The organism is Clostridium sp., from assembly GCF_022482905.1.
Lineage (GTDB): Bacteria > Bacillota > Clostridia > Clostridiales > Clostridiaceae > Clostridium_B.
Genome location: NZ_JAKVOI010000001.1, coordinates 2,594,647 through 2,619,185 on the forward strand (window position 1 = coordinate 2,594,647; position 24,539 = coordinate 2,619,185).

At 34.4% G+C, this 24,539-nt stretch carries 26 protein-coding genes, 1 other RNA gene and 1 pseudogene; 8 read left to right on the forward strand and 20 right to left on the reverse strand.

The window, feature by feature from the left end; all coding sequences use genetic code 11:
* Positions 1 to 64: 64 nt before the first annotated feature.
* From LKE46_RS12635 to LKE46_RS12720, 18 genes and pseudogenes are all read right to left on the reverse strand, one after another.
* Positions 65 to 1,396: a PTS galactitol transporter subunit IIC gene (locus tag LKE46_RS12635; RefSeq protein ID WP_291722855.1), complete on the reverse strand. Its 1,332-nt coding sequence runs from the start codon at positions 1,394 to 1,396 to the stop codon at positions 65 to 67.
* A gap of 21 nt (positions 1,397 to 1,417) precedes the next feature.
* Positions 1,418 to 1,705 (reverse strand): PTS sugar transporter subunit IIB, encoded by a 288-nt coding sequence (locus LKE46_RS12640; protein ID WP_291722856.1) that lies wholly within the window; start codon positions 1,703 to 1,705, stop codon positions 1,418 to 1,420.
* Positions 1,706 to 1,727: 22 nt separating this feature from the next.
* Positions 1,728 to 2,780: an alcohol dehydrogenase catalytic domain-containing protein gene (locus tag LKE46_RS12645; protein ID WP_291722860.1), complete on the reverse strand. Its 1,053-nt coding sequence runs from the start codon at positions 2,778 to 2,780 to the stop codon at positions 1,728 to 1,730.
* 16 nt (positions 2,781 to 2,796) lie between these two features.
* Complete coding sequence (locus LKE46_RS12650) at positions 2,797 to 3,441, reverse strand: bifunctional 4-hydroxy-2-oxoglutarate aldolase/2-dehydro-3-deoxy-phosphogluconate aldolase (protein WP_291722863.1); 645 nt, start codon at positions 3,439 to 3,441, stop codon at positions 2,797 to 2,799.
* A 14-nt stretch (positions 3,442 to 3,455) separates the two neighbouring features.
* Positions 3,456 to 4,601: a galactonate dehydratase gene (gene dgoD / locus LKE46_RS12655; protein WP_291722866.1), complete on the reverse strand. Its 1,146-nt coding sequence runs from the start codon at positions 4,599 to 4,601 to the stop codon at positions 3,456 to 3,458.
* 1 nt (position 4,602) lies between these two features.
* On the reverse strand, positions 4,603 to 5,571 hold the full coding sequence (locus tag LKE46_RS12660) for a phosphoglycerate dehydrogenase (RefSeq protein WP_291722869.1): 969 nt from the start codon (positions 5,569 to 5,571) through the stop codon (positions 4,603 to 4,605).
* A gap of 54 nt (positions 5,572 to 5,625) precedes the next feature.
* On the reverse strand, positions 5,626 to 6,093 hold the full coding sequence (locus LKE46_RS12665; protein ID WP_291722872.1) for a PTS sugar transporter subunit IIA: 468 nt from the start codon (positions 6,091 to 6,093) through the stop codon (positions 5,626 to 5,628).
* Between the two features lie 384 nt (positions 6,094 to 6,477).
* Positions 6,478 to 6,672, reverse strand: a pseudogene (gene hepT, locus LKE46_RS12670) (type VII toxin-antitoxin system HepT family RNase toxin); the annotation flags it as partial.
* A gap of 29 nt (positions 6,673 to 6,701) precedes the next feature.
* Complete coding sequence (gene mntA, locus LKE46_RS12675) at positions 6,702 to 7,109, reverse strand: type VII toxin-antitoxin system MntA family adenylyltransferase antitoxin (RefSeq protein WP_291722875.1); 408 nt, start codon at positions 7,107 to 7,109, stop codon at positions 6,702 to 6,704.
* 69 nt (positions 7,110 to 7,178) lie between these two features.
* Complete coding sequence (locus LKE46_RS12680) at positions 7,179 to 8,039, reverse strand: DUF4351 domain-containing protein (protein WP_291722878.1); 861 nt, start codon at positions 8,037 to 8,039, stop codon at positions 7,179 to 7,181.
* Positions 8,040 to 8,239: 200 nt separating this feature from the next.
* The gene (locus tag LKE46_RS12685) at positions 8,240 to 9,277 is read right to left on the reverse strand and encodes a zinc-dependent alcohol dehydrogenase (RefSeq protein WP_291722882.1); all 1,038 of its coding nucleotides are present in this window, start codon (positions 9,275 to 9,277) and stop codon (positions 8,240 to 8,242) included.
* Between the two features lie 14 nt (positions 9,278 to 9,291).
* Positions 9,292 to 10,086 carry a class I fructose-bisphosphate aldolase gene (locus tag LKE46_RS12690; RefSeq protein WP_291722885.1) on the reverse strand — a complete coding sequence of 265 codons (795 nt, stop codon included), beginning with the start codon at positions 10,084 to 10,086 and terminating at the stop codon, positions 9,292 to 9,294.
* Positions 10,087 to 10,118: 32 nt separating this feature from the next.
* Positions 10,119 to 10,952 carry a PTS system mannose/fructose/sorbose family transporter subunit IID gene (locus LKE46_RS12695; RefSeq protein ID WP_291722887.1) on the reverse strand — a complete coding sequence of 278 codons (834 nt, stop codon included), beginning with the start codon at positions 10,950 to 10,952 and terminating at the stop codon, positions 10,119 to 10,121.
* Positions 10,949 to 11,722, reverse strand: coding sequence for a PTS mannose/fructose/sorbose/N-acetylgalactosamine transporter subunit IIC (locus LKE46_RS12700; protein WP_363316026.1), 774 nt, complete (start codon positions 11,720 to 11,722; stop codon positions 10,949 to 10,951). The genes LKE46_RS12695 and LKE46_RS12700 overlap by 4 nt, the downstream gene beginning before the upstream one ends.
* A 10-nt stretch (positions 11,723 to 11,732) precedes the next feature.
* Complete coding sequence (locus LKE46_RS12705; protein WP_291722892.1) at positions 11,733 to 12,206, reverse strand: PTS system mannose/fructose/N-acetylgalactosamine-transporter subunit IIB; 474 nt, start codon at positions 12,204 to 12,206, stop codon at positions 11,733 to 11,735.
* A gap of 4 nt (positions 12,207 to 12,210) precedes the next feature.
* Complete coding sequence (locus tag LKE46_RS12710; protein ID WP_291722896.1) at positions 12,211 to 12,642, reverse strand: PTS sugar transporter subunit IIA; 432 nt, start codon at positions 12,640 to 12,642, stop codon at positions 12,211 to 12,213.
* 205 nt (positions 12,643 to 12,847) lie between these two features.
* Positions 12,848 to 15,469, reverse strand: a complete 2,622-nt coding sequence (locus LKE46_RS12715) for a sigma-54-dependent transcriptional regulator (RefSeq protein ID WP_291722899.1) — start codon at positions 15,467 to 15,469, stop codon at positions 12,848 to 12,850.
* 70 nt (positions 15,470 to 15,539) lie between these two features.
* Entirely contained in the window at positions 15,540 to 15,956 is a 417-nt protein-coding gene (locus LKE46_RS12720; RefSeq protein ID WP_291722902.1) for a putative ABC transporter permease, read from the reverse strand.
* Between the two features lie 137 nt (positions 15,957 to 16,093).
* Here LKE46_RS12720 and LKE46_RS12725 point away from each other — a divergent pair, with 137 nt between their 5' ends.
* The 5 genes from LKE46_RS12725 (at position 16,094) to LKE46_RS12745 (ending at position 19,632) form a co-directional block, all read left to right on the forward strand.
* Positions 16,094 to 16,327: a hypothetical protein gene (locus tag LKE46_RS12725; RefSeq protein ID WP_291722905.1), complete on the forward strand. Its 234-nt coding sequence runs from the start codon at positions 16,094 to 16,096 to the stop codon at positions 16,325 to 16,327.
* A gap of 30 nt (positions 16,328 to 16,357) precedes the next feature.
* Complete coding sequence (locus LKE46_RS12730; RefSeq protein WP_291722908.1) at positions 16,358 to 16,612, forward strand: spore coat protein; 255 nt, start codon at positions 16,358 to 16,360, stop codon at positions 16,610 to 16,612.
* Between the two features lie 145 nt (positions 16,613 to 16,757).
* On the forward strand, positions 16,758 to 17,666 hold the full coding sequence (locus LKE46_RS12735) for an AEC family transporter (RefSeq protein WP_291722912.1): 909 nt from the start codon (positions 16,758 to 16,760) through the stop codon (positions 17,664 to 17,666).
* Between the two features lie 160 nt (positions 17,667 to 17,826).
* Positions 17,827 to 18,858: an ABC transporter substrate-binding protein gene (locus LKE46_RS12740; protein WP_291722915.1), complete on the forward strand. Its 1,032-nt coding sequence runs from the start codon at positions 17,827 to 17,829 to the stop codon at positions 18,856 to 18,858.
* Between the two features lie 69 nt (positions 18,859 to 18,927).
* Positions 18,928 to 19,632, forward strand: coding sequence for an HAD family hydrolase (locus LKE46_RS12745; RefSeq protein ID WP_291722918.1), 705 nt, complete (start codon positions 18,928 to 18,930; stop codon positions 19,630 to 19,632).
* A 36-nt stretch (positions 19,633 to 19,668) separates the two neighbouring features.
* Here LKE46_RS12745 and LKE46_RS12750 read toward each other — a convergent pair whose 3' ends face one another.
* Together LKE46_RS12750 and LKE46_RS12755 are read right to left on the reverse strand one after the other, a co-directional pair.
* Positions 19,669 to 21,093: an MFS transporter gene (locus LKE46_RS12750; protein ID WP_291722921.1), complete on the reverse strand. Its 1,425-nt coding sequence runs from the start codon at positions 21,091 to 21,093 to the stop codon at positions 19,669 to 19,671.
* Between the two features lie 82 nt (positions 21,094 to 21,175).
* Complete coding sequence (locus LKE46_RS12755; RefSeq protein ID WP_291722923.1) at positions 21,176 to 22,564, reverse strand: hypothetical protein; 1,389 nt, start codon at positions 22,562 to 22,564, stop codon at positions 21,176 to 21,178.
* Positions 22,565 to 22,719: 155 nt separating this feature from the next.
* Here LKE46_RS12755 and ssrA point away from each other — a divergent pair.
* The 3 genes from ssrA to LKE46_RS12770 all read left to right on the forward strand — a co-directional run bounded on the left by ssrA (position 22,720) and on the right by LKE46_RS12770 (position 24,506).
* Positions 22,720 to 23,080, forward strand: a transfer-messenger RNA (tmRNA) gene (ssrA, locus tag LKE46_RS12760).
* Positions 23,081 to 23,297: 217 nt separating this feature from the next.
* Complete coding sequence (locus LKE46_RS12765) at positions 23,298 to 23,462, forward strand: hypothetical protein (protein WP_291722925.1); 165 nt, start codon at positions 23,298 to 23,300, stop codon at positions 23,460 to 23,462.
* A gap of 369 nt (positions 23,463 to 23,831) precedes the next feature.
* Positions 23,832 to 24,506, forward strand: a complete 675-nt coding sequence (locus LKE46_RS12770) for a hypothetical protein (RefSeq protein WP_291722928.1) — start codon at positions 23,832 to 23,834, stop codon at positions 24,504 to 24,506.
* The last annotated feature ends 33 nt before the right edge of the window (positions 24,507 to 24,539 follow it).

The following is a 24,539-nucleotide window of genomic DNA, read 5'->3' on the forward strand; positions in this document are numbered from 1 at the left end:
AAGAGCTATTGCATACTTCATTTTGCAACAGCCCATAAATAATATAATGGATAGTTAGTAATTATTATGCTTTTTTAACATAGTATTTTTTTATGATTATAAAGCTGAGTATAAATAATAATATTAAACTTATAGCAGTAATTAGGTTTCGCTGAACTAAATCAAATAAGCTCCAGACAACTGGGCCTGCTTTCATATAGGTAATCGAAGTTGCTCCTTTTGGAAATGAGAATCCAACACTTTGAGCCAATGATGTAAACGTACTTGAAATAGCTGTTGAAGAATATAATGTAACAATTAAAATTGGTATACCAGCAATACATGTTTTAAGGATGTCAGCATTAAATAAAATGGCCGGTCCAATCATTAAACAAGCAAAATTTGCGACATCACCAAATGGAAACGTTGTATTTCCAGGAAGTATAACAGCCAATAAAATTAAAATAGGAATTAATAATACTGAAGATGTAACAACTGCAGGATTTGCTGTTAGAATTGGCCAATCCAAACCTATATAACATTTTCTCCCAGGAAATCTCTTTTTCATAAATTCAGTCGCTGCTTCAGAAATAGGCAACAAAGCCTCAGAAAATAATGATGCTAATCTAGGTAAAATAATCATAATTGTTGATACCTTAATTGATAATATCAGCGTTTTCTGAATATTATAACCTGCAAGCAAGCCAATGGCAATACCCATGATCAAGCCTAATATTGATGGTTCACCTAAAAATCCTATTTTTTTCTTTAAAGATTCTGCATCAAATTTAGTATCTTTCAACCCTGGGATACGATCTATCAACCAAATTATAGGCATAACAGGTAACAACGCCATCATGCCTGAATGCGTACATGTTACATCAGGTATGCCTGTTGTTTCCTGAATTCTTACAGCCATATAATCTCCAAGCTTTAATTCAATAACTACAATTACACTTGCTATAAAATATGCCAACAACAAATTTTTAGTAAATATATACGTAACCGCAGCAACAAAAATTTTAGTCCACACATTCCACAAATCTACATTCAAGGTATTTGTCCACTTTCTCCATAGCATTATAAAATTTATAATAATCTGTAGTGGAAAAATTGTTGCAGCATAGGGCCATGCCCAACTTATCATGGAAGCTGCTGTCCATCCAACATCAATTGATGATAAGTTAGAGCCTGTAGACGTAATCATTGTTTTAGCAGCCGGAGCTATTTCTCCAACCAGCAATGCTGAAATAAATGTACTAATTGCAGTAAAAGCAATTCCCAACATCAAACCTGACCTGAAAGCTTTACCAGGTTTTAATCCAAAAATCAACCCAATAATAAACATGATAAAGGGTAAAAACACTGCAGCCCCAAGATTTACAATATAATTTACCACATCGAGTAAAATATGCACAAGTTAGCCCTCCTTTATAACTTAATGATTTTTTAAAACATCTACAATTTGTTCTAGAGTTGATTTCTGTCCTATTCCAGTTAATAATGAAATCCCACTAATAATCGGAATATTATTATTTAATTTCAATCTCGAATTTACTGATACAATTAAATCTGCTTCAATATTATTGCCGGATAATTGTCCAAATGATATTGGAGATACATCCACATCTATACCTTGTTCATCACAATAATCCTTAATTTTTTTTGCACATACAACTGAGGTCGCAACTCCTGAGCCACATACCGTAAAAACCTTTTTTTTCATATTTCTACCTCTTTCCCTTATTTTATTTGTCAAAAGTAATAATAACTTTTAGTGCTTCTCCATTTTGCATAAGCTTAAATCCTTCATTAATCTTTTCAAGTGGTAGTCTATGTGTAATCAGTGCATTTCCATCAATTTTTTTATCAAAAAGCAATTGCTCGGCTAAATGAAATTGTCTAGGCGTGGATCCATAAGATGCAGTGACAGTTAATTGATTATAATGTATGAGATTACCATCAATACCTAACTCCGGGCTATCCTTTGGAAAACCTGCAAATAATAGAACTGTTCCTCCTTTTGCAACTACCTCAACTGCTTGTCTTGCTGAAGCTGTCGAAGTATTAGCAACTACTACCTTATTAGGGCCTCTATGATTTATAGTAACATCCCTTACAAATGACTTTAAGTCACCATCAGTTTTTAAATTAAAATAATAATCCGCCACGTTTTTTTCTCTTGCCATCTTCAATCGCCCTTCAGAAGGATTTGCAATAATAGTTTTAGAAACGCCTCTTACTTTAGCAATCATTGAATGCAAGATTCCAATCGGTCCACATCCTAAAATAAGAATTTCATCACCTAGGTGTGAATCAATAACTTCTTCGCCATTCATTGCTGAAACTGTTGGATCCCCTAATGCCGCAATTTCATAAGAAACTCCATCAGGAATTTTTACGCAAGTACCGACTTCCAACGTTTTTCCTGGTATTTTAATATATTCTGCAAAAGCTCCCTGGTAATGTATACCTAGGTTTTTCCGGTTTTCACAAAGATTTTGTAAGCCTCTATCACAGTAATAACAATGACCACATGGTATTCCTGGATGTATACTTACTCTGTCACCAATTGAAACTTTACTGATATTTTCTCCAACTTCTACAACCTCTCCAGCAAATTCGTGTCCTAAAACTACCGGAGGTATAATTTTTGCATGGCCATGTAAATAAGTACGTAAATCTGATCCACATATTGCTGCTGCCTTTATTTTTACTAAATAATCATCTGAACCAATCACTGGTTTCTCATAATCCTCAATTGTTATGTTTTTCACACCATTAAATACAGCTACTTTCACGTTTATCTCCCCTTTTCTATTTTTTTATATTATTAAATATGTCTGTAAAATTCTTAGCCCTTCTATATATCTCATCATAATTTTCTGCATCAGCCAATTTTTTATCAACTAAGTCACTTCCTATACCTGCCCCTATAGCACCTGATTGTATGAAGGAAGTAAAATTCTCTTCACTTATTCCACCAACTGCCATTATTTTCAGCTGCTTAAGAGGTCCCAATAGCTGCTTAATATAATTTGATCCAATTGTTGCTGCTGGAAAAATTTTAACTATTTCGGCTCCCAACCTCCATGCGGTAATTGCTTCAGTCGGAGTAAAAACCCCTGGAACTGCTAAAATATCATACTTATTGCACATTTGTATAACATCAGAATGTAGAGAAGGCGATAAAATAAATTGTGCTCCAGAAAGTATTGCAATTCTTGCAGTCTCCCCATCAATAACAGTACCTGCTCCAATAATCATTTTATCAGAATAACTTTGAGTTAAACTTTCAATCATTTTTGATGCGCCTGGAGTATTAAATGTAACCTCAATCAATCTAACCCCTCCACGATATAGAGCATCAGCTATTTTATTAATTTGTTCAAATGTAGTTCCCCTCACTATTGATATAACCCCATTTTTTTTTATTTGTTGTAATATTTTATATTTATCCATATTAATCTATCTCCTCACCACTCAGATAATGTTCCATCATAATTACGCCACCTCGGATTGGTCCAATTTAGTCCTTCCAAGCTTACCTTTTCTACCATTTCCTCATCAATTTCTATTCCAAGACCAGCACCAGATGGTACATCTACAAAGCCTTTTTTATATTGAAATATTTCCTTGTTTTTTACAAAATCGAGCAGATCAAAGCCCTGATTATAATGAATACCTAAGCTTTGTTCCTGAATAAATACATTTTGTGTACATGAGTCAACCTGCAATGTCGCTGCCAAGGCAATTGGACCATAAGGTGCATGAGGTGCTACTGCAATATCATAGGCTTCCGCCATAGCTGCAATTTTCCTTACTTCAAATATGCCGCCAGTCAGTGAAATATCTGGCTGGATAATGTCTACTACGCCTTGTTGCATAATATGCTTATATGACCAACGAGTACATAATCTTTCCCCTGTTGCTATAGGAATTGAGGTATGACTTGCTATTTCCTTAAGTGTGTCATCATTTTCAGGCAAAACTGGCTCTTCAATAAACATAGGATGATATATTTCCAACTCATGGGCCAATACTTTTGCCATTGCCTTATGTACACGCCCATGAAAATCGATTGCAATTTCAACATCATTACCTACTGATTTACGAATAGAATCAACCCGTTCTAAAACTGCTTCTATCTTCTTGTAGGTATCAATATAATGCATTTCATCACAAGCATTCATTTTTACAGCTGTAAAGCCCAAATTTTTGCGTTCTAAAGCAGCTTTTCCAACATCACTAGGGCGATCGCCTCCTATCCAAGAATATACTTTAATATTTCTTCTTGCTTTACCTCCTAAAAATTCATAAACAGGCATATTATAATACTTTCCCTTAATATCCCATAATGCCATTTCAATTCCTGATACTGCAGTCATATGAACCGGACCACCTCTAAAAAAATATCTGTATAAGCACTGCCAAATGTCTTCGATTTCTAGAGGATTTCTACCAATAATCAAGTTACTTGTTTCGTAAATACAGTTAACAACTGTTTCTGTTCTAGTACCAGAAATACACTCTCCCCAACCTGAAATTCCACTGTCAGTTATAATTTTAACGAAAATCCATCGAGGTTTTAATTTGTAGACCTTTATATCAGTAATCTTCATTCTAATTTTCCTCCCAAGCAATTAGATTTGGTGGAACTTTACCACTCTTAACAGATAAAACATTATCAACTGCTGTAGAACCCATTCTTCGATTTGAATCATACGTTGTTCCTGCTTCATGTGGTGTCATCAATACATTAGGAAAATCAAAATACGGCTGCCATTCTGGTGGCTCAGAATCATATACGTCTGTTGCATAACCAAGCAGTTTTCCATCTTTTAAGGCATTCATTAATGCATTAGAATCAATACATTTACTTCGTGCTGTATTCACTAAGATAGCTCCTTTCTTCATCATATCGAATTGATTTTTGCTTAAAATCTTGTAAGTTCCCTCATTTAAAGGAACATGTAAACTGATAAAATCTGATTGTGATAAAAGCTCTGGTAAATCAACATACTCAACACCTAGCGTTTTTGCAGCATCACGCTCTACAATATCATAGCCTAAAATTCTCATTGAAAATCCTGTAGCACGTTTAACTGTTGCCAATCCTATATTACCAATTCCGATAATCCCAATAGTTTTTTTATAAAGACTAATACCAGGGCGTTTAATCCATTCTTTATTTTTTGTTTCTCTTATTGCCCTGTAATAATCTCTTGCAATCATCAATATAAATCCCATTGCACAATCTGCTACTTCTTCTTTGTTCGTACCAGGTGCATTTGTTACAATAATCCCCATATCATGTGCCTTTTCTTTATCAATTGCATCTACTCCTACACCATGCTTTGCAATAACTTTCATTTTAGTAAAATGATCTATAACATCACCTGGAACTTTATCATTTCCAACAATCAATGCATCTGCATCAGATGCATATTCTATCATTTCAGCTTTTGTAAAAGGTCTTCCAAAAGGATTTAGGATAACTTTACATCCCGCTTTTTCTAATCGTTCTACCGGTTGTTTATAAAATTTCCCAAATGATACAGCAGTTGCTACAACCTTCCATTCATTTTTCATTCATACTCATTCCCTTTCTAAAATAATTCTAAAGAATATTAATAGTTATGGAATTCAATCCATAATAAATTTTAATTTTTCTATTACTTCCAAAGGTGATTCTGATGCATAGATATCTTTTAAAATACTTTGTTTAGAGAATATATTCATGAGATTACTTAATGTCTTTACCTGTTGTTCTGGGTTCTTAATTGCCATCATAAAAATTAGTGATGCTTCTACTCTACCTGTGTCGCTGCCCATTTCTCTAAATACAATTGGATTTTTAAGTTTGGCTATCAATATGCCAGGGACATTGACGTGTTTTGCATCCGTATGTGGTATGGCAACCTTAATACCATCGGTATTCAATCCAGTTGGAAATGTATTTTCTCTTTCCAATATACCTTTTACATAAGAATTTTTAACATATCCTTTTTGCCTCAATATTTCTGATAAATTAATTAAAAGTTGTTCTTGATTTTCTGCTTCATAATCTATAAGAACTAAATCTTCATGTAATAGTACACTTTCTTCCTGCATAACAACGTTCCTCCAAATCTTTATTAATTATTCACATAACAATAGAGCAAAATACATGCCAAGTCAGTGCATAGCTTCAGACTCATTGTGTTTGCTAAGTTTGGCTCATATAATATGCTCATATATATAACAAAACTGCTAGTGCATAATTTATATATTGTTACTGCGTAAATGTTTTCATCTTTATCTCTAAATAAAAAAAGGGCCGGTTATCCGTTGAGATACTCGACCATTTCTATATTATATTTAAAGTATTTCAAGAGTCGGTTACAATGGGTATCCCTTGGACACCAGAAATACTTTACCTCCAATTATGGATATTTCATTCCTTATTAATTCAATTTCAAATTCAAATTCACTTATTTTATGATAGCTCCATCCATATCATATTTTAAGTATCAAATTAGAAAATTTTTTTAAATCATCCATATGATTCTCAATTATAGCCCGTACTATTTCTAGATTCACTGTTTGATAATCATGCACAGCTATATTTCTAAATCCAACCATAGATTTCAACTCTTTCATAAGCTTTTTATCTATTATTTTATTGTTAAACAATACTTCAAATGCATCTTTCAATAACAGATACTTTATTCAGAACAACATCATTCATATATTTGTCCCCTTTTTTTTATATCATTTAATATTATTTCCCTTTCTTCATTTAAAGTAGGATAATCCTTAAATGCATACATTTCAAAGTACGCTCTTCTAATATCATTACTACAATATACACAATTTCCATTAGCTATTATTTGAACTTTGAATACAGTAGATGCTTTATTTAAATCAACTAAATCCACATCCCTCTTCAATATATCTGCAAGTTTTTGAGCCAATATAAAGACTTCATAAGATGTAAATTTATTATCACTGCCAAAAGCTATATCTATATCACTGTCTTCTCTATAAATTCCATTCACACTGGATCCAAAAATGTAAATTAAATACGGCTTAACTTCATAACTTAAAAATTTCACTATTTTATCTACATTTTCCTGACTTATATTCAACGAATTCACATCTCCTTCAATTTTCTCCTGTAAGATATTCTATATATTATGTTGAATTTTTCCCTTGAATCAAAAATACCTCTCCAGTTCTTCCACCTTCTCCATATTGAATATATCTGTAGCTATAACATCCAAAGTTTCATCTGACAAGCTATTTATTTTGTCGGTATAACCAACAGGCAGCTTCTTGAATTTCTTTATCAATTGTTTGATAATAAGCTCTGATTTGCCTTCTTTTCTGCCTTCTTTTCTGCCCTCATCTCTTATCATTTTTCCAATTTCAGTCATATTTATCATCTCCTTCAATTTTCTTCTGCTTATTTCATCTCCAAATTTATCTAGCAGTGCATATAGCATGCTGGTACATTCCAGCTTTGTTCCGTTATCCTCTATACTCTGTGCCAATTCTATACTTTTAACTGCCCTTTCACTCCTGCTTTCGCTGCCGCTCATAAGTGGCAGAAATGTTATGCATAATATATCATTATAGGTAAGTTTCTCTCCATTATGTATCTTATTTTTAAGATATTCTATTCTTTCATCACCATCTATATTCTTCATATAAAAAGGTTCTATCCTATACTTTATGGTTCCTGCATCTATATATTCATCTACATCTTCTATATCCGAAGAATAAACTACAATAGTTCTGACTTTTCTTTTTTCCCTATAAAAAAGAGAAGCATCATAGTAAAGAAATCTTTTGATATCATCTTTTTTGTCAGTGGTCTGGAATTCAAAATGTAGGTACGATCCGTCTTCCGTATAGAATAGATAATCCGTATATCCTGTCTTTATCTCTATGTTTTTTATCTCTGTCTCAGCCGGTGCTATTATTCTGGTGCCTATATTGAAAAAACTTACGGCACTCTGCCTGAATATATCCATGGCCTTTTTCAGCACTGCGTCTTCTACTTTATTATAATCCATATCATTCATCCCTTTCCACAATAAATTTTATATTTTTATTATGGTCATAAATGGTTGGACCCATTCAAACATTTGTTCCTTTTAAAGTGATGACTTATTTAAGTTTACACTAACTTTATAAATATAAAAAACAAGTATATGTACCTGTGTATAAGGACTTATACTTGTTTAACTAATTTTATTCAATATTATTATGTGATTTAAAATTTTACAACAATTCTATAAGAGGAAGGTTTAATGGCTTCTTTCATAGCTTTTTCAATATCTTTAAATTCCAATATTTCACTGATTACCGGAGATGGATCAATAATTCCATCTCCCAGCAATTTTACAGCTTTGGCAAAGTCAGAGGAATTTGAGTTGGCAGACCCGGAGATGCTTATAAGCTTTTTATGCAACATATTTGGACTTACAGCAATTGGATTATCCGGATGATATGAACTGTATAATATTATCTTCCCATAGAGAGCTATCATGTCAAGGCACTGCTGTGCTATGGCAGATATTGCCGTGGTATTGAATATTATATCTGCTCCCCTTCCTTCCGTCAGCTCTTTTATTTTATCTACCGGACTTTCATCAATAGGGTTGAATGTTTCGTGGATACCAAGCCTGTTTAGTAATTTTCTTCTATTCTCATCAGGTTCACTGACTATTACCCTGGCACCTTTTTTCCAAGCTAAAAGTGAATGAAATACCCCCATTATACCTGCACCAATCACCAAAACATTTTGTCCCAATTTAATATCAGCTGTTTCTATACTGTGAATAACACATGACAGCGGTTCAGTTAGAGCTGCTGCTTCAAAACTGAGTTTATCAGGAATTTTAAAAACATTTCTGGTCTTGACTGCCAGATACTGTGCAAATCCTCCTATTCCAGGTACAGAAAGTCCTCCCACCAATTTTTCAGAAGCAAAGTTTTCACAGCTTCCTTCCTCACCTTTTCTACAGTAATAACATTCACCGCATGATGTCAGCAGTCCAACAACCACCCTGTCCCCTATATGCCATACAGAACTGTCCACTTCTGAACCGATATTCACAATTATACCTGATTGTTCATGACCACCTATAAATGGAAATTTGACTTTGTTAATTCCTTGATATACTCTTTGTTCCCATGTACAAATGGCACTTGCCTTCAACTCAACAAGCAATTCATCAAGTTTAGGTTCCGGTGTTTTTATATCCTGTATCTCTATTTCCCCAACATTTGTGAATACTGCTGCTTTCATTAATATCATCCCCTCTATAATTCCTTCAAAGCTTGTTCTACGTCTGCATTTTCATGTATAATCATTGAAATCGCTCTGCAATATTTATCAATATTTTTGTTGTTCCATATATTTCGTCCCATTACTACTCCTCTTGCACCTGATTTCATAGCATTTTTTATCATAGTAAATAGATCCCTTGCATTTTTTGATTTTCCCCCTCCTAAAATTAGAACTGGTCTATAACAATTTTCTACTACCGTTCTGTATTCCTCTGAGTTACTTTCCTCTGAATAGCAGGTCTTTACAAAATCCGCTCCATATTCGGCACCCAATCTTGCTGAAAATGCAATATTTTCAAGTGTTCTTTTCGATTCTTCCTTAAATCCGCCAGGAATCATTTCTGCTCCAAACACGAGACCCCACTTATCAGCTTCCGAAGCATTTTTTGAGAGCATTTGAATCATTTTATCCTCATCTTCAAGCCCCACAAAACCCATGCTCATAATTCCATCTGCTCCTATCTTTACAGCATCTTCTACTGAAAAAGTTGACGTTACATTGTTCATTACCTGTCTATCTGGATGAATAGACGTAATCCCTCCATCTATTCTAAGTATCAACCCCATGCTTCCTATTTCATTACTGTACTTTTTTGCAACTCCATAGGTAGTAAGTATAGCATCTACTCCTCCACTTTTGGCTTTTTTAATTATTTCGCCGGGATCTGTCAATATACCAGTAACATCCATCGAAGAAGCATGATCCATAGCTAAAACAAATGCCTTATTATCCTTTTCTTTAAAAATGTTATACCATCTTTTTTTCATTTCAACGTCTCCTTTTTAATAATTTTGATAATTTACCATATTCCCAAAATTCCTCCTACTGCTCCTATTGCTATAAGAATAGCCAATACTGTTGTAGCCTTGAATTTTTTATTTAGCAGTTTTAACGATAATAATGTTATTATCAAAGGCAGTAGATTCAGCAAAAGTTTATCAAGTACATCTTTTTGTATACTTAAACCACTTGCACCCATCTTCAAATTGACATATGTTGTAAGCTGTACAAAATTTGCCGATAATGCACCCAGAACTATTGCTCCCATTGTCGTAGCCATCGTCATAACCTTCTTGAGTAAATTACCTGCCAATATTTTTTGAATTCCTTCCCGTCCAAGTTTATATCCCTGCATCCACATATAATATGCTAGAGAAATCGTGATACCCATTATTAATACTGAATACGATATAGGTCCCAATAAATTTCCCTCTGAACCTAAACTTATCCCGAATGAAAGCAATATAGGTACAAGAGTTCCCTGCACTAGAGTATCTCCAATTCCCGCAAATGGTCCCATCAATCCAGTTTTAAGTCCATTTATCATCTCATCACTTATAGCCTCTCCATTGGCTCTTTGTTCTTCCATAGCTATTACCATTCCATGTATTACTCCACCAAAATTGGGCTCAGTGTTGAAAAATTCCATATGTCTTTTTATTGCTGCTTTAAACTCTGACTCATCATCTCTATACAACTTCTTAATTATCGGAGCGAGACAGTGAACCATTGCTGTAGATTGCAATCTTTCATAATTGTAATTTGAATGTGAAAAGAATGTCCATCTCCAAAAAGCTTTAATTACATCTTTTTTACTGAGTTTTTTAGTTTTCTTATCAACCTCCTGCATCATGCATTCCCCCCTTCTCGCAACATCAAAAGCTGAGTATAAATGTAGGCCACTATAAATGCAAATACCGAAATTACAAGTACTGTCAATTTAAAATAGCTTAATGAAAGAAATCCTAACATAAAAAATAATATTGTTTCTTTTCTCCCTATTGCCTTTAAATTCATTGCAATACCTAATGCAGGTAATATTCCTCCTATAACCGTCAATATATGAAGTGGCGTTCCTCCTAAAGTATCAATAGCTCCCTTAACTGCACCCGAGCCAAAATATGAAGCAAGAGTAACTGGAATTACACAAAGTAAAAATATACAAATTTGAGGAAGAATTATGTGGTAGAGATAAATTATCTTTTTAAGCTCTCCTTTTTCTGCTGCGACGTCGGCCATATGAACAAATGCTATATCAATAGTCATATGAGTTACCCAAACTATAGTTCCCAACAATCCTAGCGGTATAGCAAGAGTAATCGCAACATTTGGAGAAACATTCGCAGCTATTCCAAGTGCAGTTCCAAGTATGCCTGCCAATCCTGGATCTACTGGTGATGTACCTCCTGCAGTTATAAAGGCTAAATATGGAAGGTTTATTGCTGCTCCAATTATACATCCTTGCACCGGATCCCCAAGAACAATCCCTACTAGTGTACCTCCAACAAGCGGTCTCATAACAGTCGTGCCTCCCATAAGAGTCAACCAAGGTGTTCCAATATAACCCAAATAATAAATAATCCCTATCAATACTGCTTGCCAAAGATGAATCTGCATTGACATCCTCTCCTTTTTACAAAAACTTTTCTACTTTTACCGCATTGTCTTCAGGAATAATCTGTATTCTTACATCAACTCCCTTCTGGATTACTTGCTTCAATATGTCTTTTTCTTCATCAGATGCGGATATATTCTTATATAATTTCTTTCTCTTTACATTCGCTCCCATCCCTCCTATAATCAGCTCTTTAAGGTGCACTCCATTTTGGATAAGCCTATATACTGTATCTGGTGTTTTAACAAGCAGTATTATTCTGTCTCCATTGTCTTCACCCATTAGAAATTTTGCACCAGACTCTATGTCGAAGACATCCAACTTTACTCCGGGCGGTACTGCTACCTGTAAAATAGATTTTAAGAACGTATCTCCAGCAACCCCGTCATCAACAATGACAATTTTATTACCCTGTGTATAATGCAGCCAGGCTGTCATAACCTGTCCATGTATCAACCTGTCATCTATTCTTGTCAGCACTATATTTACCATATAATCATCTCCTATAATTTTTTATATTGGCTTTTTTCATTTCATCGAAAAATTCTTTTATACCATCCTTTCCACATTTCATCACATATTCCGCTAATTCGTCCAACTTCATGGAATTTCTCATATTTAACGCCTCCAATATCATTGGCAAATTTATCCCACAAATAGATCTATATTTATGGTGAATTAGATATTTGCTGTTTACCGCAGTAGTATTATATGGGCTGGCACAGTATAAATCAGAGAATACCAAAACTCCTTCTCCTTCATCCAATTCAATTATACTGTCAAGTACTTTTTTACCGAATAGCTCTATACTGTCACCATGATATAGTCCAAAACACTTGCATTTTTTTTGTTTTCCCATAATAAGCTCCACACTGTTCAACAATCCCTTTGCAAAATCACCATGTGTTACAACCAATACTCCTATCATTATTTTTCTATCCTCCTTTCAATAGCTTACCTACTTTAACAGCAAAAATGGTGCCAATAAATATACTGACAACTGTGTAAAAAGCTTACGATACATTGATTTAAACACATTTGCGCAAATAAAAAACGGTCTTTTCTAAAACCGTTTTCACAATATATATCTTTTAATATGTGTGTAACAATATTTTTACAATCTGTGTATAATGTTACTTGTATATATTTAACATTTCTACTATATATGCAAATTCTGAATCAGGTATCATAATGCCAAAAGCATTCTCTACGATCTGGAAACTCGATTTTAATATCAAAAAGGTATGCTGTCCATTTTCTTTCAAGCTAGATAATTTTCTATATTGCAGCGGTTCACCTTTAATTACCCTTTCAAGCATACTTATACAATGAAATATAAATTTGATCTTCAAACCTTTGTCGTCCTGTATATTTAGCTTCTTTAAAATTTCAGCGTACACCTGACTTAACAGTATATATGCTTTTCTTGGGTTTAAAAAAGTAAGTACTTCTTCCAATAGGTTCATCATTCTATCTTCATCAAAGCTAAAATAATCAGCTTCCATTTTCAAATCATTATTCTGTTCTGATTTGGATTCCCTCTCTATTTCAATTCCCTGACCTATAAAAGTACTTGCACTATTAACTTCTTCAACCAGCAAATCAAGTTTCATGTTAGGCATCATGGATTTCCTTGCTGCTTCTATAACCATAGGTGTACTTACCATTTTAACTGTTCTTGTAGGTATTCCGGTCTTTTCAGTAATTATTTCTGAAAATGTCGTAAGAGATCCCATATCTACTAAAAGCAATACTCCCTTTTTATTGTCAATTCGCTCAACCATATTCTCTGCCTTGCTTAAAATATCATTGACATTGGCCTTCAATGGCATATCTATAGCTCTGACATGGTTTATCTCAAGAAGCTCATTTGCAACTTTTGCCATGCTGCTTGCAGTGGAATCCCCATGTGCCAGTACCAATACACCTATGTAATTCTGACCATTACTTGTCTTTAAAGCATATAAAAACATAGACATAAAAGCAGCTTCTTCTTCTGGTATTTTTATATCCAAACCTTTCTCCAACCTATTTTTAATTTTTTCTGCAATTTTATACTCATCAATCAGTTTAGCAGAATCCATTGACGAAGGAGCTGCCCTTACATATTGTCCTCCCGATTTAATTCTTTCTATCAAAGTTTCTATATGAAGAGCAAGACTATACACAACCTTTTGATCAATGGATATTTCAAGATCTTTCGATACATCTCTCAATATTTCACTTACTATATTTACTATTTTTTTTGGTACGATTTTAAATAAAATCGATTCCTGTTGTTTACCAGTAAGCTCATTTTTACTTTGATAATGCTCATTAAAATATTTCCTGACCTGACTATTGATAGTTTTCTTTATCTGCTGAATTGACTTCCCCTGTTCAAAATATTCCCTGGAATTGTTCAATATACTTTCATAAAAATCCTCTTCGGTTCTGTAATCATCATGTATCAATATTTTTTCAAGATTACTGTCTATTTGAGAATTTACCCCATCAAAAGTTAAATCACCAAAAGCATCAATATCAAAGTTCTTTATTATTTCCTCCCTTTTTCCATTCAATGTAAAAATACCTTCCTTGAATCTATCTGTCATCTGTGACAGCTTAACATATATCTTGTTTTTGTTTTCTGTTATATACTCTACAAATGCGTTGGCACAGGCCAATTGTATATCATTTCTAAGTTGACCAATATTACCTGTACAATTATATAGTAAAAATAACTTTAATACTTCTGTTGTTACAGTCACAGGTAGTTTTATCTTTTTCGACTCTTCTTTAAAAAAGCTGCATATGAGTTCCATTCTCTCCTTAATAGGTTTCTCCGATAATCCCGGAAGTTTTATTACACAAGGTATTCTCCGCAAAAAAGTTTTCAAGATTGTCTTGTCTGGATCTTCAGTTGTAGCTGCTATAATCAATACTCTGGCTTTATGTATGCTATTCGATTCTCCGAGTCTTCTAAATTTGCCTCTGTCAATTAGCGAAAAAAGCATTTCCTGTCCTTCAGGCGGAAGCCTGTGAACTTCATCAAGAAACAGTATCCCTCCATCTGCAGAGTCAATTAATCCTTTTTTATCTCTATCGGCCCCTGTGAAGGCACCTTTAACATGTCCAAAAAGATAGGATAGAAGCAATTGGGAATTCCCTGCATAATCAGCACAATTAAAAACTATATATGGAGAATCCGATTTCAATCTTCCTATTTCTATAGCATATCTGTACATTATTTCTGCAAAAGTTGTCTTTCCTACACCAGTCGGCCCGATTAAAAGTGTATGAAGCCCCTGGGGTGGATATACTATAGCTGCAATTGCCTGTTTTACCGGATTTTTAAGGCTGTACTTGGCTCCAATTATACTGTCGAATATATTATTAGGAGAACCCTTATTTACATCTTTGATCCTCTTATCTTCAGGATAAGTATGCAAGCAGTTTCTCAAATGTTTTTTTAATTCCTCTTTGTCCACAAATACGACCTTATCTATCCTCTTATGTAACATCTGCTCCAATGCATCTTTTTGTACGTACAATACAGGTTTCCCTAAAATTTTGATTATCCTGTCCTCTTTTACCAGAATATTCAACTCCCTACTCGTATTACTCCTGTCCATATTCAAGTTCCGTGCTATTTCCGTTGCGTCAAAACCCACTTTGCCTTTTTCAAAGAAATCATCATATGAAAGATTCCCTGTAAGTTTTCCTATAAAATCATAAATACTTTTTCTTCTCGTAACCCTCAATTTCTTATGCACAATTTTAAAACACCTCCCCTCCATAAATCATAACTCTAGCCCTCCTATTTTTCCAGATCCAAACTATAAATCAGGAACCCCTCTTTACAACAGTAAATTCCATAAGCATATCATGCACCTTTTCAAACAAAAGTCCTGCTACAAACCATACCGGTATAAAATCAAGCCTTATAATGCCTCCTATGGAATAAGGACAGCTTCCGTAATTCCATGGACAAGCTCCTATCAATAATTTTATCAGATGGCCAGTACTATATTCCATAAAAAAAATAACCAGTGTATAAACACCTCCCCGCAAGACAACCGGCCAATGCCTGATTCTATCATGTATGGGTTCAAGCAGAATCGCCATTCCGTATATGGGGAACATCCATATATATGTAAAAGCAGTCAACTTCAAATTTCCCTGAAGCAGCGATCCAAAACCAGTCCAAACTATTTCCGTACACCATCCAAGCAATCCATAAATTATAAATCTCCTTTTCATAAACATATGTTTTACATTATATCAATTTATATACAAGTAAATTTTTTCATATTTATACGAATATTACCTAAAACATGATATCATATTTATTTATATTCGGGTAACAATAAAATTGTACAAATAAGGAGGCGATATTTATGACACAACAGACAATTACTCCACGTGAATCAATGGAGCTTCATGAAATACTTTCTTCCAAAAGTCTTTGTCTTACAAAGGCAACTAGTGCGATTTCACAGGTTACTGATCCCCAGTTGAAACAGATTTTACAGGATGACATAACCAAAACAAGAACTCAAATTACGGAATTGAAAACATTGATGCAGAAATCCGATCTGGCAAAAAAGGCTCTGGCAGGAAACCCTGTATAACATCAGAGCAATAAGAAAAGGGGTGTAAAAATGAATGATCAAATGATAGCTGCTGATTTACTGGCATTCACAAAGGCAAGTATGAAAAATTACGCTTCTGCCATTTCAGAAACAGCTTCACAGGAAGTTAGAAATGTTTTGAAAAAACAATTGGATGATGCCATATGCATGCATGAGAAAATTACAGAATATATGGTAAGCAAAGGCTTCTATAATGCCCATGATCCAGAACGACAGTTCCAAATGGATATGCAGGCGGCAGATACTGCTTTGAATCTCAAATAGTCACATTCAAAAATACATTGGTGATTTTAATTTCACCAATGTATTTTTTATTAATGCTGATTTCCATATTGATATATAGTATTCGCAGAATTATAATAATATACAAATTGCCAAAATAATTTACATAGATAGGATGTGCTTCAAGATGGAAAACGTAAATAATCAATTCATATTATTTTTATTGATCATAGGACTTGGCTATATATTCAAAAGATTAAATATAATCAAGGAATCAGATGGAGATGGGGTATCTAGAATCATATTCAATATTACTCTTCCCGCTTTGATAATAAGTACATTCAATACTATGAAACTGGATATCTCTCTCATTTTTTTGGCTGTAATAAGTTTATTGTTCGGGATACTGATGTGTATAATAGCAATTCCAGTTTTCAAAAATGAAGGTAAAAAATCAAGGGGGGCCTTTTCAATGATGCTTCCCGGTTTTAATGTAGGACTGTTTGCATATCCAGTAGTGGAAGCCCTATGGGGATACAGCGGTCTAAAATATTTTGGAATGTTTGACATGGGTAATTCAATAACCATGTTTGTAACATGCTACATCATAGCAAATTGTTTTTCCGCAAATGACAAACCTGTAAATATTAGAATTACAGCAAGAAAACTATTAACTTCAATTCCACTTATGTGTTATGCAATTACACTGATTATAAATATATGCGGTCTGCACTACCCTGAACCGGTAGTAAATATCTGTAAAATATTAGAGAAAGGCAACATGCCACTGTCCCTGCTTCTTCTTGGTATATGTCTCAACTTCAATATAGATAAAACCTACAGGAAAAATATACTGAAAGTATTATCTATAAGGTACATATGTGGACTAGCTATTGGAATACTATTTTTCACAATTCTGCCTTTTGACAAACTATTCAAGTATACCGTACTCATAGGCCTTACTCTTCCCGTAGGCATGGCAGTTATACCATATGCTGTTGAATTCAATTATGACAAAAGGCTTGTAGGAACAGTTTGCAATATAAGTTTAATACTTAGCTTCATACTTATATGGGTCATAGTCAATGTTTTATAGCAGTTTATGAATGCTATTTTATTAATATATACCTCTTTATTGTGATATAATAATAATTAATTTAAGCAAAAAGTATTGAACTGCATATAAATAATTTTTATAATATAAGTATCAATCCATATATGAAAATTCAGAATTATTTTTAAGGGAGGCAAATTTTATGAGTAAAACTCTGGAAAGTACATTTATCACAGAAGATAACAATCTTAAAAGTCTTAACTTCATAGGCCTGACCAGCTGCCCAATGAAACAAATTTTTAGAGAAAATTTGGAAAGCACTCTTAATGAATACAAGAATTCAACAGGGAAAAAATTAAAATGTTATATACCAACAGGATGCCACAGCAAAGAGCAGATAGAAAAAATACTGAAAACACCAAACTTTGATGAATTTCCTGATATGTTCACATGCCTGGGTTTCAAGAATATGTTCAGGAGCAATATACTGGACAATTTTGCAGCCAAGGGACTTTTCAAATCAACTCAGATCAGCAATATAAACAATTCTCTTGAGGGACTTGGGTTAATCGATCCTGAAGGTGTATTCTCCATGTACTCCATATCTACAGAGGTAATGCTTGTTGATAAAAACAAACTTGGTGATCTTCCAGTACCAAGAACGTGGGGAGATCTTCTAAACCCTATATATAAAGGTAAACTGATAATAGGAGGATGTGACGGGGATATTCATGAAGATCAGCTTCTATATTACTATAAAGAATTCGGACTTGACGGCATAAATGCACTTGCAGAAAACTCCAAAAATACCTGGCATCCAGCTGAAATGGCCAAATCTGCAGCCATGTCAAGCAGCAGTGGTGCGGCAATTTATATAATCCCATGGTTTTTTGCAAATGCCTGCCCGAGCAAGCCTAATTTACAGATCATATGTCCGGAGGATGGCGCGATGATAGGTCCATCATGTATTGTAGCAAAGAAATCAAAACTTGAGGAGCTAAGTGTATTGTCGGACTCCCTGCTGGGTTCTGAATTTGGAACAAAGTGTGCAGATAATATGTATCCTTCCCTGAATCCTTATGTTGACAACAACGTACCCGACGGTTTCAAATTCAAGTGGCTTGGCTGGGACTTTATAAGATCCATAAATATGGAAGATACTATAGAAAAATTAACGGATGAGTTCATAAAAACCTTTAACAAAACAGGCGGTGACGTTTTAATTGAAAGATAATCAATAAAATCATACTTGCACCATTCATTAAAGTTAATATATACTAATATGTAATTAAATCTGAACTGAATGAAAGGAATAACTACAATTATGACAAATCTACAATTGGTGATATTCGATATGGATGGAGTAATGTTCGATACAGAAAGACTTTTCAAGTCAGCTTACAGAAAATTCGGGAAGATAAACGGTTACGAGTTTTCAGATGAAATATTTGAAAAAATAACAGGAGCAAGCAGCAAGGCTGCCCGCAGAACTTTTTTTAATGCCTTCGGAAAGGATTTCCCCTATGAAGAAGCGGTTGCATATAGAGAGAAAAGTGCCCACGATATCATTGAAAATCGGGGAATTCCCATAAAGTATGGTTTGATGAATATAATTGCATTTCTTAAAAAGAACAATATAAAAATAGCAGTTGCTTCTTCAAGTAAAATGATCAATATAAAATACAATCTGCAAAAGGCAGCTGTTAGAAATATAAACTTCATAATAAGCGGGGAAGATATCAAAGAGAGCAAACCAAATCCTGAAATATTTTTAAAGTGCTGCGAAAAATTCAATATATCTCCCAATAATACCATAGTACTGGAAGATTCCCTAAATGGTATAAAAGCTGCATTAAGCGCCAAAATAAAGCCCATATGGATTCCGGATCTGATCAACATACCAGATGAATTCATGTCCAAAATATTTGCAAAAGCGGATAATCTAATACAAGTTATTGATATTATACAGGAGAACTTTAATACAAAAAAATTACGCCGTGTAGGTTAAAATAAGAAAGGTATCTCTAAAATGGGTCAGCTTCCATCAAGAGATACCTTTTTTCTTTTCACTTTGAATTCTAACAACAGTCAGAATCATCCCCAGTATGCATATGAAGGCTGCGGACAAATACACTACCTTCATACCATACAGAAAAGCGTCCGGCCTCCCCTGTATGAACCCTGTAACTTTATAGCCCATTTTACTGCTCATTCTGTTATAGAGAAGAGCGACAGAAAAAGTTATACCAGATACCATGCCTATATTTCTCACAAGTGCATTTATACTTCCCACTATACCCAGTTTATTCCTTGGTGCCAGGGACATAATGATAGTATTATTCGGAGACTGGAACATTCCATTTCCTACTCCAATGGCGGCAACTCCAAGGGCCATGCTCAAATAGCTTGATTCCAAATTCAGAAAAGCCATTTCACACAGACCCGCAGACATAATCAAGAGTCCAAATACCGTAAGCATCTTCGGTCCTATCTTATCAGCCGCATAACCGCTTATAGGTGCAAATATTGCCATGCTTATTGGAAGCGCCAGCATGATTATCCCGGACACAGCCGGTGATATTTTCATGGCACTTTGAAGATAAAAAGGCTGAATTATATTTACACAGAACATGCACAAAAAAGAGATAAATGCGCAAAGTATACTTATATCAAAAAGTCTGTCATGGAACATTGACAAATCCACCATTGGATCTTTTACACGTTTTTCCGTAAAATAGAAACCTGCACCACAAATTATTCCTATAATAAAACCTAAAATTATTTTTCCGTTGTTCCATCCCAGTTCTTCTCCACTCAAAAATGCCCAGAAAACAAAAACTATGAAAATTACAAACAGAAGCGCACCTCTCGAATCGAAATTCAGAGCTTTTTCTTCTATTTTCTCCTTATGGAGTACAAATTTTCCGGCAACAAATGCAAAAATAGCTATTGGAATATTTATCAAAAATATGGACTGCCAGTTGAATACCTGTACCATAATTCCCCCGACCGGCGGGCCTATCATACTTCCAATAGCCACAGTACTTCCCATAATGCCAAGTGCCCTTCCTCTTTCTCCCTTTGGAAAAGTTGCAGCTATTATAGCCTGGTTTACGGACATGAACATCGCAGCCCCCAAAGCCTGAACTATTCGTGAAAAGACTAGAAAACTTATATTTTGTGAAATTACGCACAAAAATGAACCAAGCCCGAATATAAGAAAACCATAGTCGAAAATAATCACCTTTCCAAACCTGTCAGAGAGCTTTCCAAATATGAGTATAAAAGCTGATATTACTATGAGATAACTTGTGACCACCCATTGTATGCTGTTTATTCCTACTCCCAGATGTTTTGCCATAACCGGAAGTGCTATATTTACAATACTGCCGTCTATGGTACCCATAAAAGGTGACATCAAAACTACAGCAAGTATTTTCCATCTGTTTCTATAAATATTATCATCCATAGTATATTCTCCTGTCAACAATACGTTATATTTAGAAATATACAAATATAAGCTCGATTTGTCAACTACATTTTATAAGTTGTCATATGAGAAATACCGCAAATATACTTGTCACAACAAGTCCCAGTATTACAGGTTTTAAATTTCTCTTTGTAAGTTCGAACACATCCACCTTGCATATGGCCGCAACAGGTATTACAGCCCATGGAATTATAGTTCCCCCTCCCACATATATGGCAGCTATCTGACCCATGGCAGTCAGTACAGCTGTTCCACCGCCAAGGGGAATGGAAAACATATGAGCTACGGAACCTACCAGTGATATACCTGAAAATCCCGAACCATCAAGTCCTGTTATAGCCCCTACCAAAGTGAGGGTTCCAGATGCCATAAGTGAATTCAAAGGTACTGTATTTGAAAGTGCAACTCCAAGATCGTTTACTATACCGCTGGAGTTTTGCGGCAGTACCTTCCCGAACATTTCATTAAATGCCGAATCACCCAGATAGAAAAATGCTGCTATTGGAATAACCACTCCGAATATTTTAAAGCCGAACTGCAGACCTTCCACAATATCTCCAGTAATCATTTCAAGACATTTTCCCCTATATGCAATTGCTGAGACAAGACTCAGAATAAATACTGCAGTTCCTCCTATGAGAGCCGTAGCATCACCGCCCTGAAACTTGTAGATATACATGATAACTATATCCAAAATAAAAGTTCCAATTACCGTAACTGCCAGTATCTTGCTCAATTTTTCCGATATCGGCAGGCCGGACTCATCATCTGCTTCATCCTCTATTTCAAATTTCATATCCACTTTCCCATTTTTCATATCATTCTTAAGCATGTAAAAAGCACTTACCGTAGTAACAACTCCCATTACAATTGTCAGTGGAACACTTGCCCATATTACTTTTGATACCGGTATCCCTGCAGCATCAGCCGTAAGCTTCGGAGCCGCCTGTATTATAAAATCACTGGATAGTGCTATACCATGTCCGAACAGGTTCATTGCAACTGCTGCACCTATAGCCGGCAGTCCCACTTTTTTTGCTATTGGAAGAAACAACGCTCCTATAAGCGCTACTGCAGGTGATGGCCAGAACAGCCAGGAGAGCACCATCATAATCAATCCTATAACCCAATACGCCGCCGAAGATGACTTTATAACTTTTTCAAAAGGCTTTACCAGTTGTCTGTTTATACCTGCTGTCATAAGCACTTTGCTCATTGCTGTTATTATGGATATAATAAATATGGTGGGCATGAGTTCTTTGGTAGCATAAACAAGGCTATTGAATATTGCCATTACGGATTTGGATACAGAGGCTGTTGCAAATATTCCAAGAATAAAGATACCAGCTATGCATATTAAAGATATATCTCTTTTCATCACCATTGCTGCAATTATTATAATTATGAAAACAAGATATATAAAATGCAGATTTGTAAGTATAACACTCATATACTTTCCCCCGGATTAATCGATATATTAATAAAATATGCATGTAAGATTCCGCGGTGATATAAAAATCTCAAATATTTTTTGACATATTGCTGATTAGATGTTATAATTAAAAACTGCACTGGATATTCAATCGGTGCAACACCTTTTTACATGGGGGCGTATTTGGCTTCGACGGGGGCAAGTTGGGTCTGAGAAGCGAGTCGAGGGAACCTGTGGACCCGCGTTAAAAAACTATGGGATTAAATATAAACGCAAACAATAACGAAGAATTAGCTTTAGCAGCATAGTCTGCTAACCGTCAGTCCAGATTTCCCGCGATCTGGAACCTGGCGCCGACAGCGGGGTACCGAGTCCGGGAAAGCTTTGACCCGGAAACGGAATTTATGAAGCTACTGAATTCAGAAGCCTGTCCTTAGGCGTCTGAAAGAGGGAATTTTAAATTAAGGACTGCACTCGGAGATGCTCAGGCGTTTCTGCTTTCGGACAGGGGTTCGACTCCCCTCGCCTCCACCATTGAAACCCACGATACATAATGACCGTATTGGAGAAATCCAGTACGGTTTTTTGCTTAGAGCCGTATAAATTGAAGAACTGAAGTTGCATATAAGGGGCAGCTAAAGACTAACCTAATAATTAGTAGAAAAAATAAATACATACATAGAGGAACAATATAAAAGGTTATCGTTTATAAAGACCGCGTTGAAGTAATATTCAACGTGGCTTTTAACTTTTGCAGGAAAAAGAGGTTGATAGTTATATTGATAGAATAATTATGTTTATGGAAATGTGTGAAGATATTCAAGAGTTTAAAAGTAAATTTCCAAAAGTATTTAAAGACAGGTTAGACATAGTAGAAAAGATGCGTCATGACTTTAAAGAAGAATTACAGTTGTAAATGATTATTATAGATTTAAAGATAGTTATATAAAACAGATAATATTTGATTTAATAAGTTACTTATGATAATATTAAAGGATTTTAATCAATATTTATTTGGGTATGAAGGAGATACCTCAAGTTTAAGGGGGATATTAATGAATATAGAGTTTTTAAAAGTATTATAATATGGAGATGGGTAAGTACCATCAATATTTTGAAGAATTTATAACATTAATTCAAGATTTAAACACATTAGAAGTAGTATCATATTTCTCATTTCAAAGGGCAATATGATGATGGTAAATACTTTTTCCCAATAACAGAAGCGTTTCTTGGAAGAATTAAAGAAATTTTAGAATATTTAATAGAAGATAAACAATCCTTAATGGAAAAGTATAACAAATATAAGGGCGCTTTTTTGGAGGATGAGATATTAAAACTTTTTAAATCAAAGTTTACTAGTTGTGAGATATTTTCCAATAGCTATTGGAAAAGTAGTGAGGGTGATATAAATAATGCTAAAAAAAATATGGCAAAGCTTATTTTAAAATCAGCTAAGCAGGCAAATGGATTCAAAAAATTTCTAATGGAGAATAAAGGCAAACAAATATCGCTAAAAAAGAAGCATGGTGCAAATAACGATATATCTTTATTAAATATAAACCAATATGTATGCTTAAGTGTTTCTATTAATGGAATGGAGAGTCTAGGAAATTCGCAATTACAATGGTTTCAAGAATTAAATGGAGACAAAAAAGATATAATTATTCCACATATACAATTATGTCATTTAGCGGTAATATTTGATATTTTAGATATGGAGGCTGAAGTTATACATTACTTAAGGCAGAGAACAATAATTGATAGAAATCTTAAATATACGGCGGATGAATTAGACTTGCTAGGAATGTACTTAAAATCGGGTTTAAATTTAAATTTTGATAATAAAGAGCATGTGGCTCCTTTTATGGGAATTTCTAAGGAAATTGATGAATACTATTTTAATAAATTAATAAAACCAAAATGTAATAGAACTAAGTTATTTATGGATGGAATTTAGAAATTCAGGAAAATTTCTCCTAATTCTATTGAT

Coding starts and splice junctions, on each gene's coding strand:
- LKE46_RS12640 (WP_291722856.1), bottom strand. CDS start 1,705: ATGAAAAAAAAGGTTTTTACGGTATGTGGCTCAGGAGTTGCGACCTCA.
- LKE46_RS12650 (WP_291722863.1), bottom strand. CDS start 3,441: ATGGATAAATATAAAATATTACAACAAATAAAAAAAAATGGGGTTATA.
- dgoD (WP_291722866.1), bottom strand. CDS start 4,601: ATGAAGATTACTGATATAAAGGTCTACAAATTAAAACCTCGATGGATT.
- LKE46_RS12660 (WP_291722869.1), bottom strand. CDS start 5,571: ATGAAAAATGAATGGAAGGTTGTAGCAACTGCTGTATCATTTGGGAAA.
- LKE46_RS12665 (WP_291722872.1), bottom strand. CDS start 6,093: ATGCAGGAAGAAAGTGTACTATTACATGAAGATTTAGTTCTTATAGAT.
- LKE46_RS12680 (WP_291722878.1), bottom strand. CDS start 8,039: ATGGATTATAATAAAGTAGAAGACGCAGTGCTGAAAAAGGCCATGGAT.
- LKE46_RS12685 (WP_291722882.1), bottom strand. CDS start 9,277: ATGAAAGCAGCAGTATTCACAAATGTTGGGGAAATAGAGATACAGGAT.
- LKE46_RS12690 (WP_291722885.1), bottom strand. CDS start 10,086: ATGAAAAAAAGATGGTATAACATTTTTAAAGAAAAGGATAATAAGGCA.
- LKE46_RS12695 (WP_291722887.1), bottom strand. CDS start 10,952: ATGATGCAGGAGGTTGATAAGAAAACTAAAAAACTCAGTAAAAAAGAT.
- LKE46_RS12700 (WP_363316026.1), bottom strand. CDS start 11,722: ATGTCAATGCAGATTCATCTTTGGCAAGCAGTATTGATAGGGATTATT.
- LKE46_RS12705 (WP_291722892.1), bottom strand. CDS start 12,206: ATGGTAAATATAGTGCTGACAAGAATAGATGACAGGTTGATACATGGA.
- LKE46_RS12710 (WP_291722896.1), bottom strand. CDS start 12,642: ATGATAGGAGTATTGGTTGTAACACATGGTGATTTTGCAAAGGGATTG.
- LKE46_RS12720 (WP_291722902.1), bottom strand. CDS start 15,956: ATGAAAAGGAGATTTATAATTTATGGATTGCTTGGATGGTGTACGGAA.
- LKE46_RS12725 (WP_291722905.1), top strand. CDS start 16,094: ATGACACAACAGACAATTACTCCACGTGAATCAATGGAGCTTCATGAA.
- LKE46_RS12730 (WP_291722908.1), top strand. CDS start 16,358: ATGAATGATCAAATGATAGCTGCTGATTTACTGGCATTCACAAAGGCA.
- LKE46_RS12735 (WP_291722912.1), top strand. CDS start 16,758: ATGGAAAACGTAAATAATCAATTCATATTATTTTTATTGATCATAGGA.
- LKE46_RS12740 (WP_291722915.1), top strand. CDS start 17,827: ATGAGTAAAACTCTGGAAAGTACATTTATCACAGAAGATAACAATCTT.
- LKE46_RS12745 (WP_291722918.1), top strand. CDS start 18,928: ATGAAAGGAATAACTACAATTATGACAAATCTACAATTGGTGATATTC.
- LKE46_RS12750 (WP_291722921.1), bottom strand. CDS start 21,093: ATGGATGATAATATTTATAGAAACAGATGGAAAATACTTGCTGTAGTT.
- LKE46_RS12755 (WP_291722923.1), bottom strand. CDS start 22,564: ATGAGTGTTATACTTACAAATCTGCATTTTATATATCTTGTTTTCATA.
- LKE46_RS12770 (WP_291722928.1), top strand. CDS start 23,832: ATGGAAAAGTATAACAAATATAAGGGCGCTTTTTTGGAGGATGAGATA.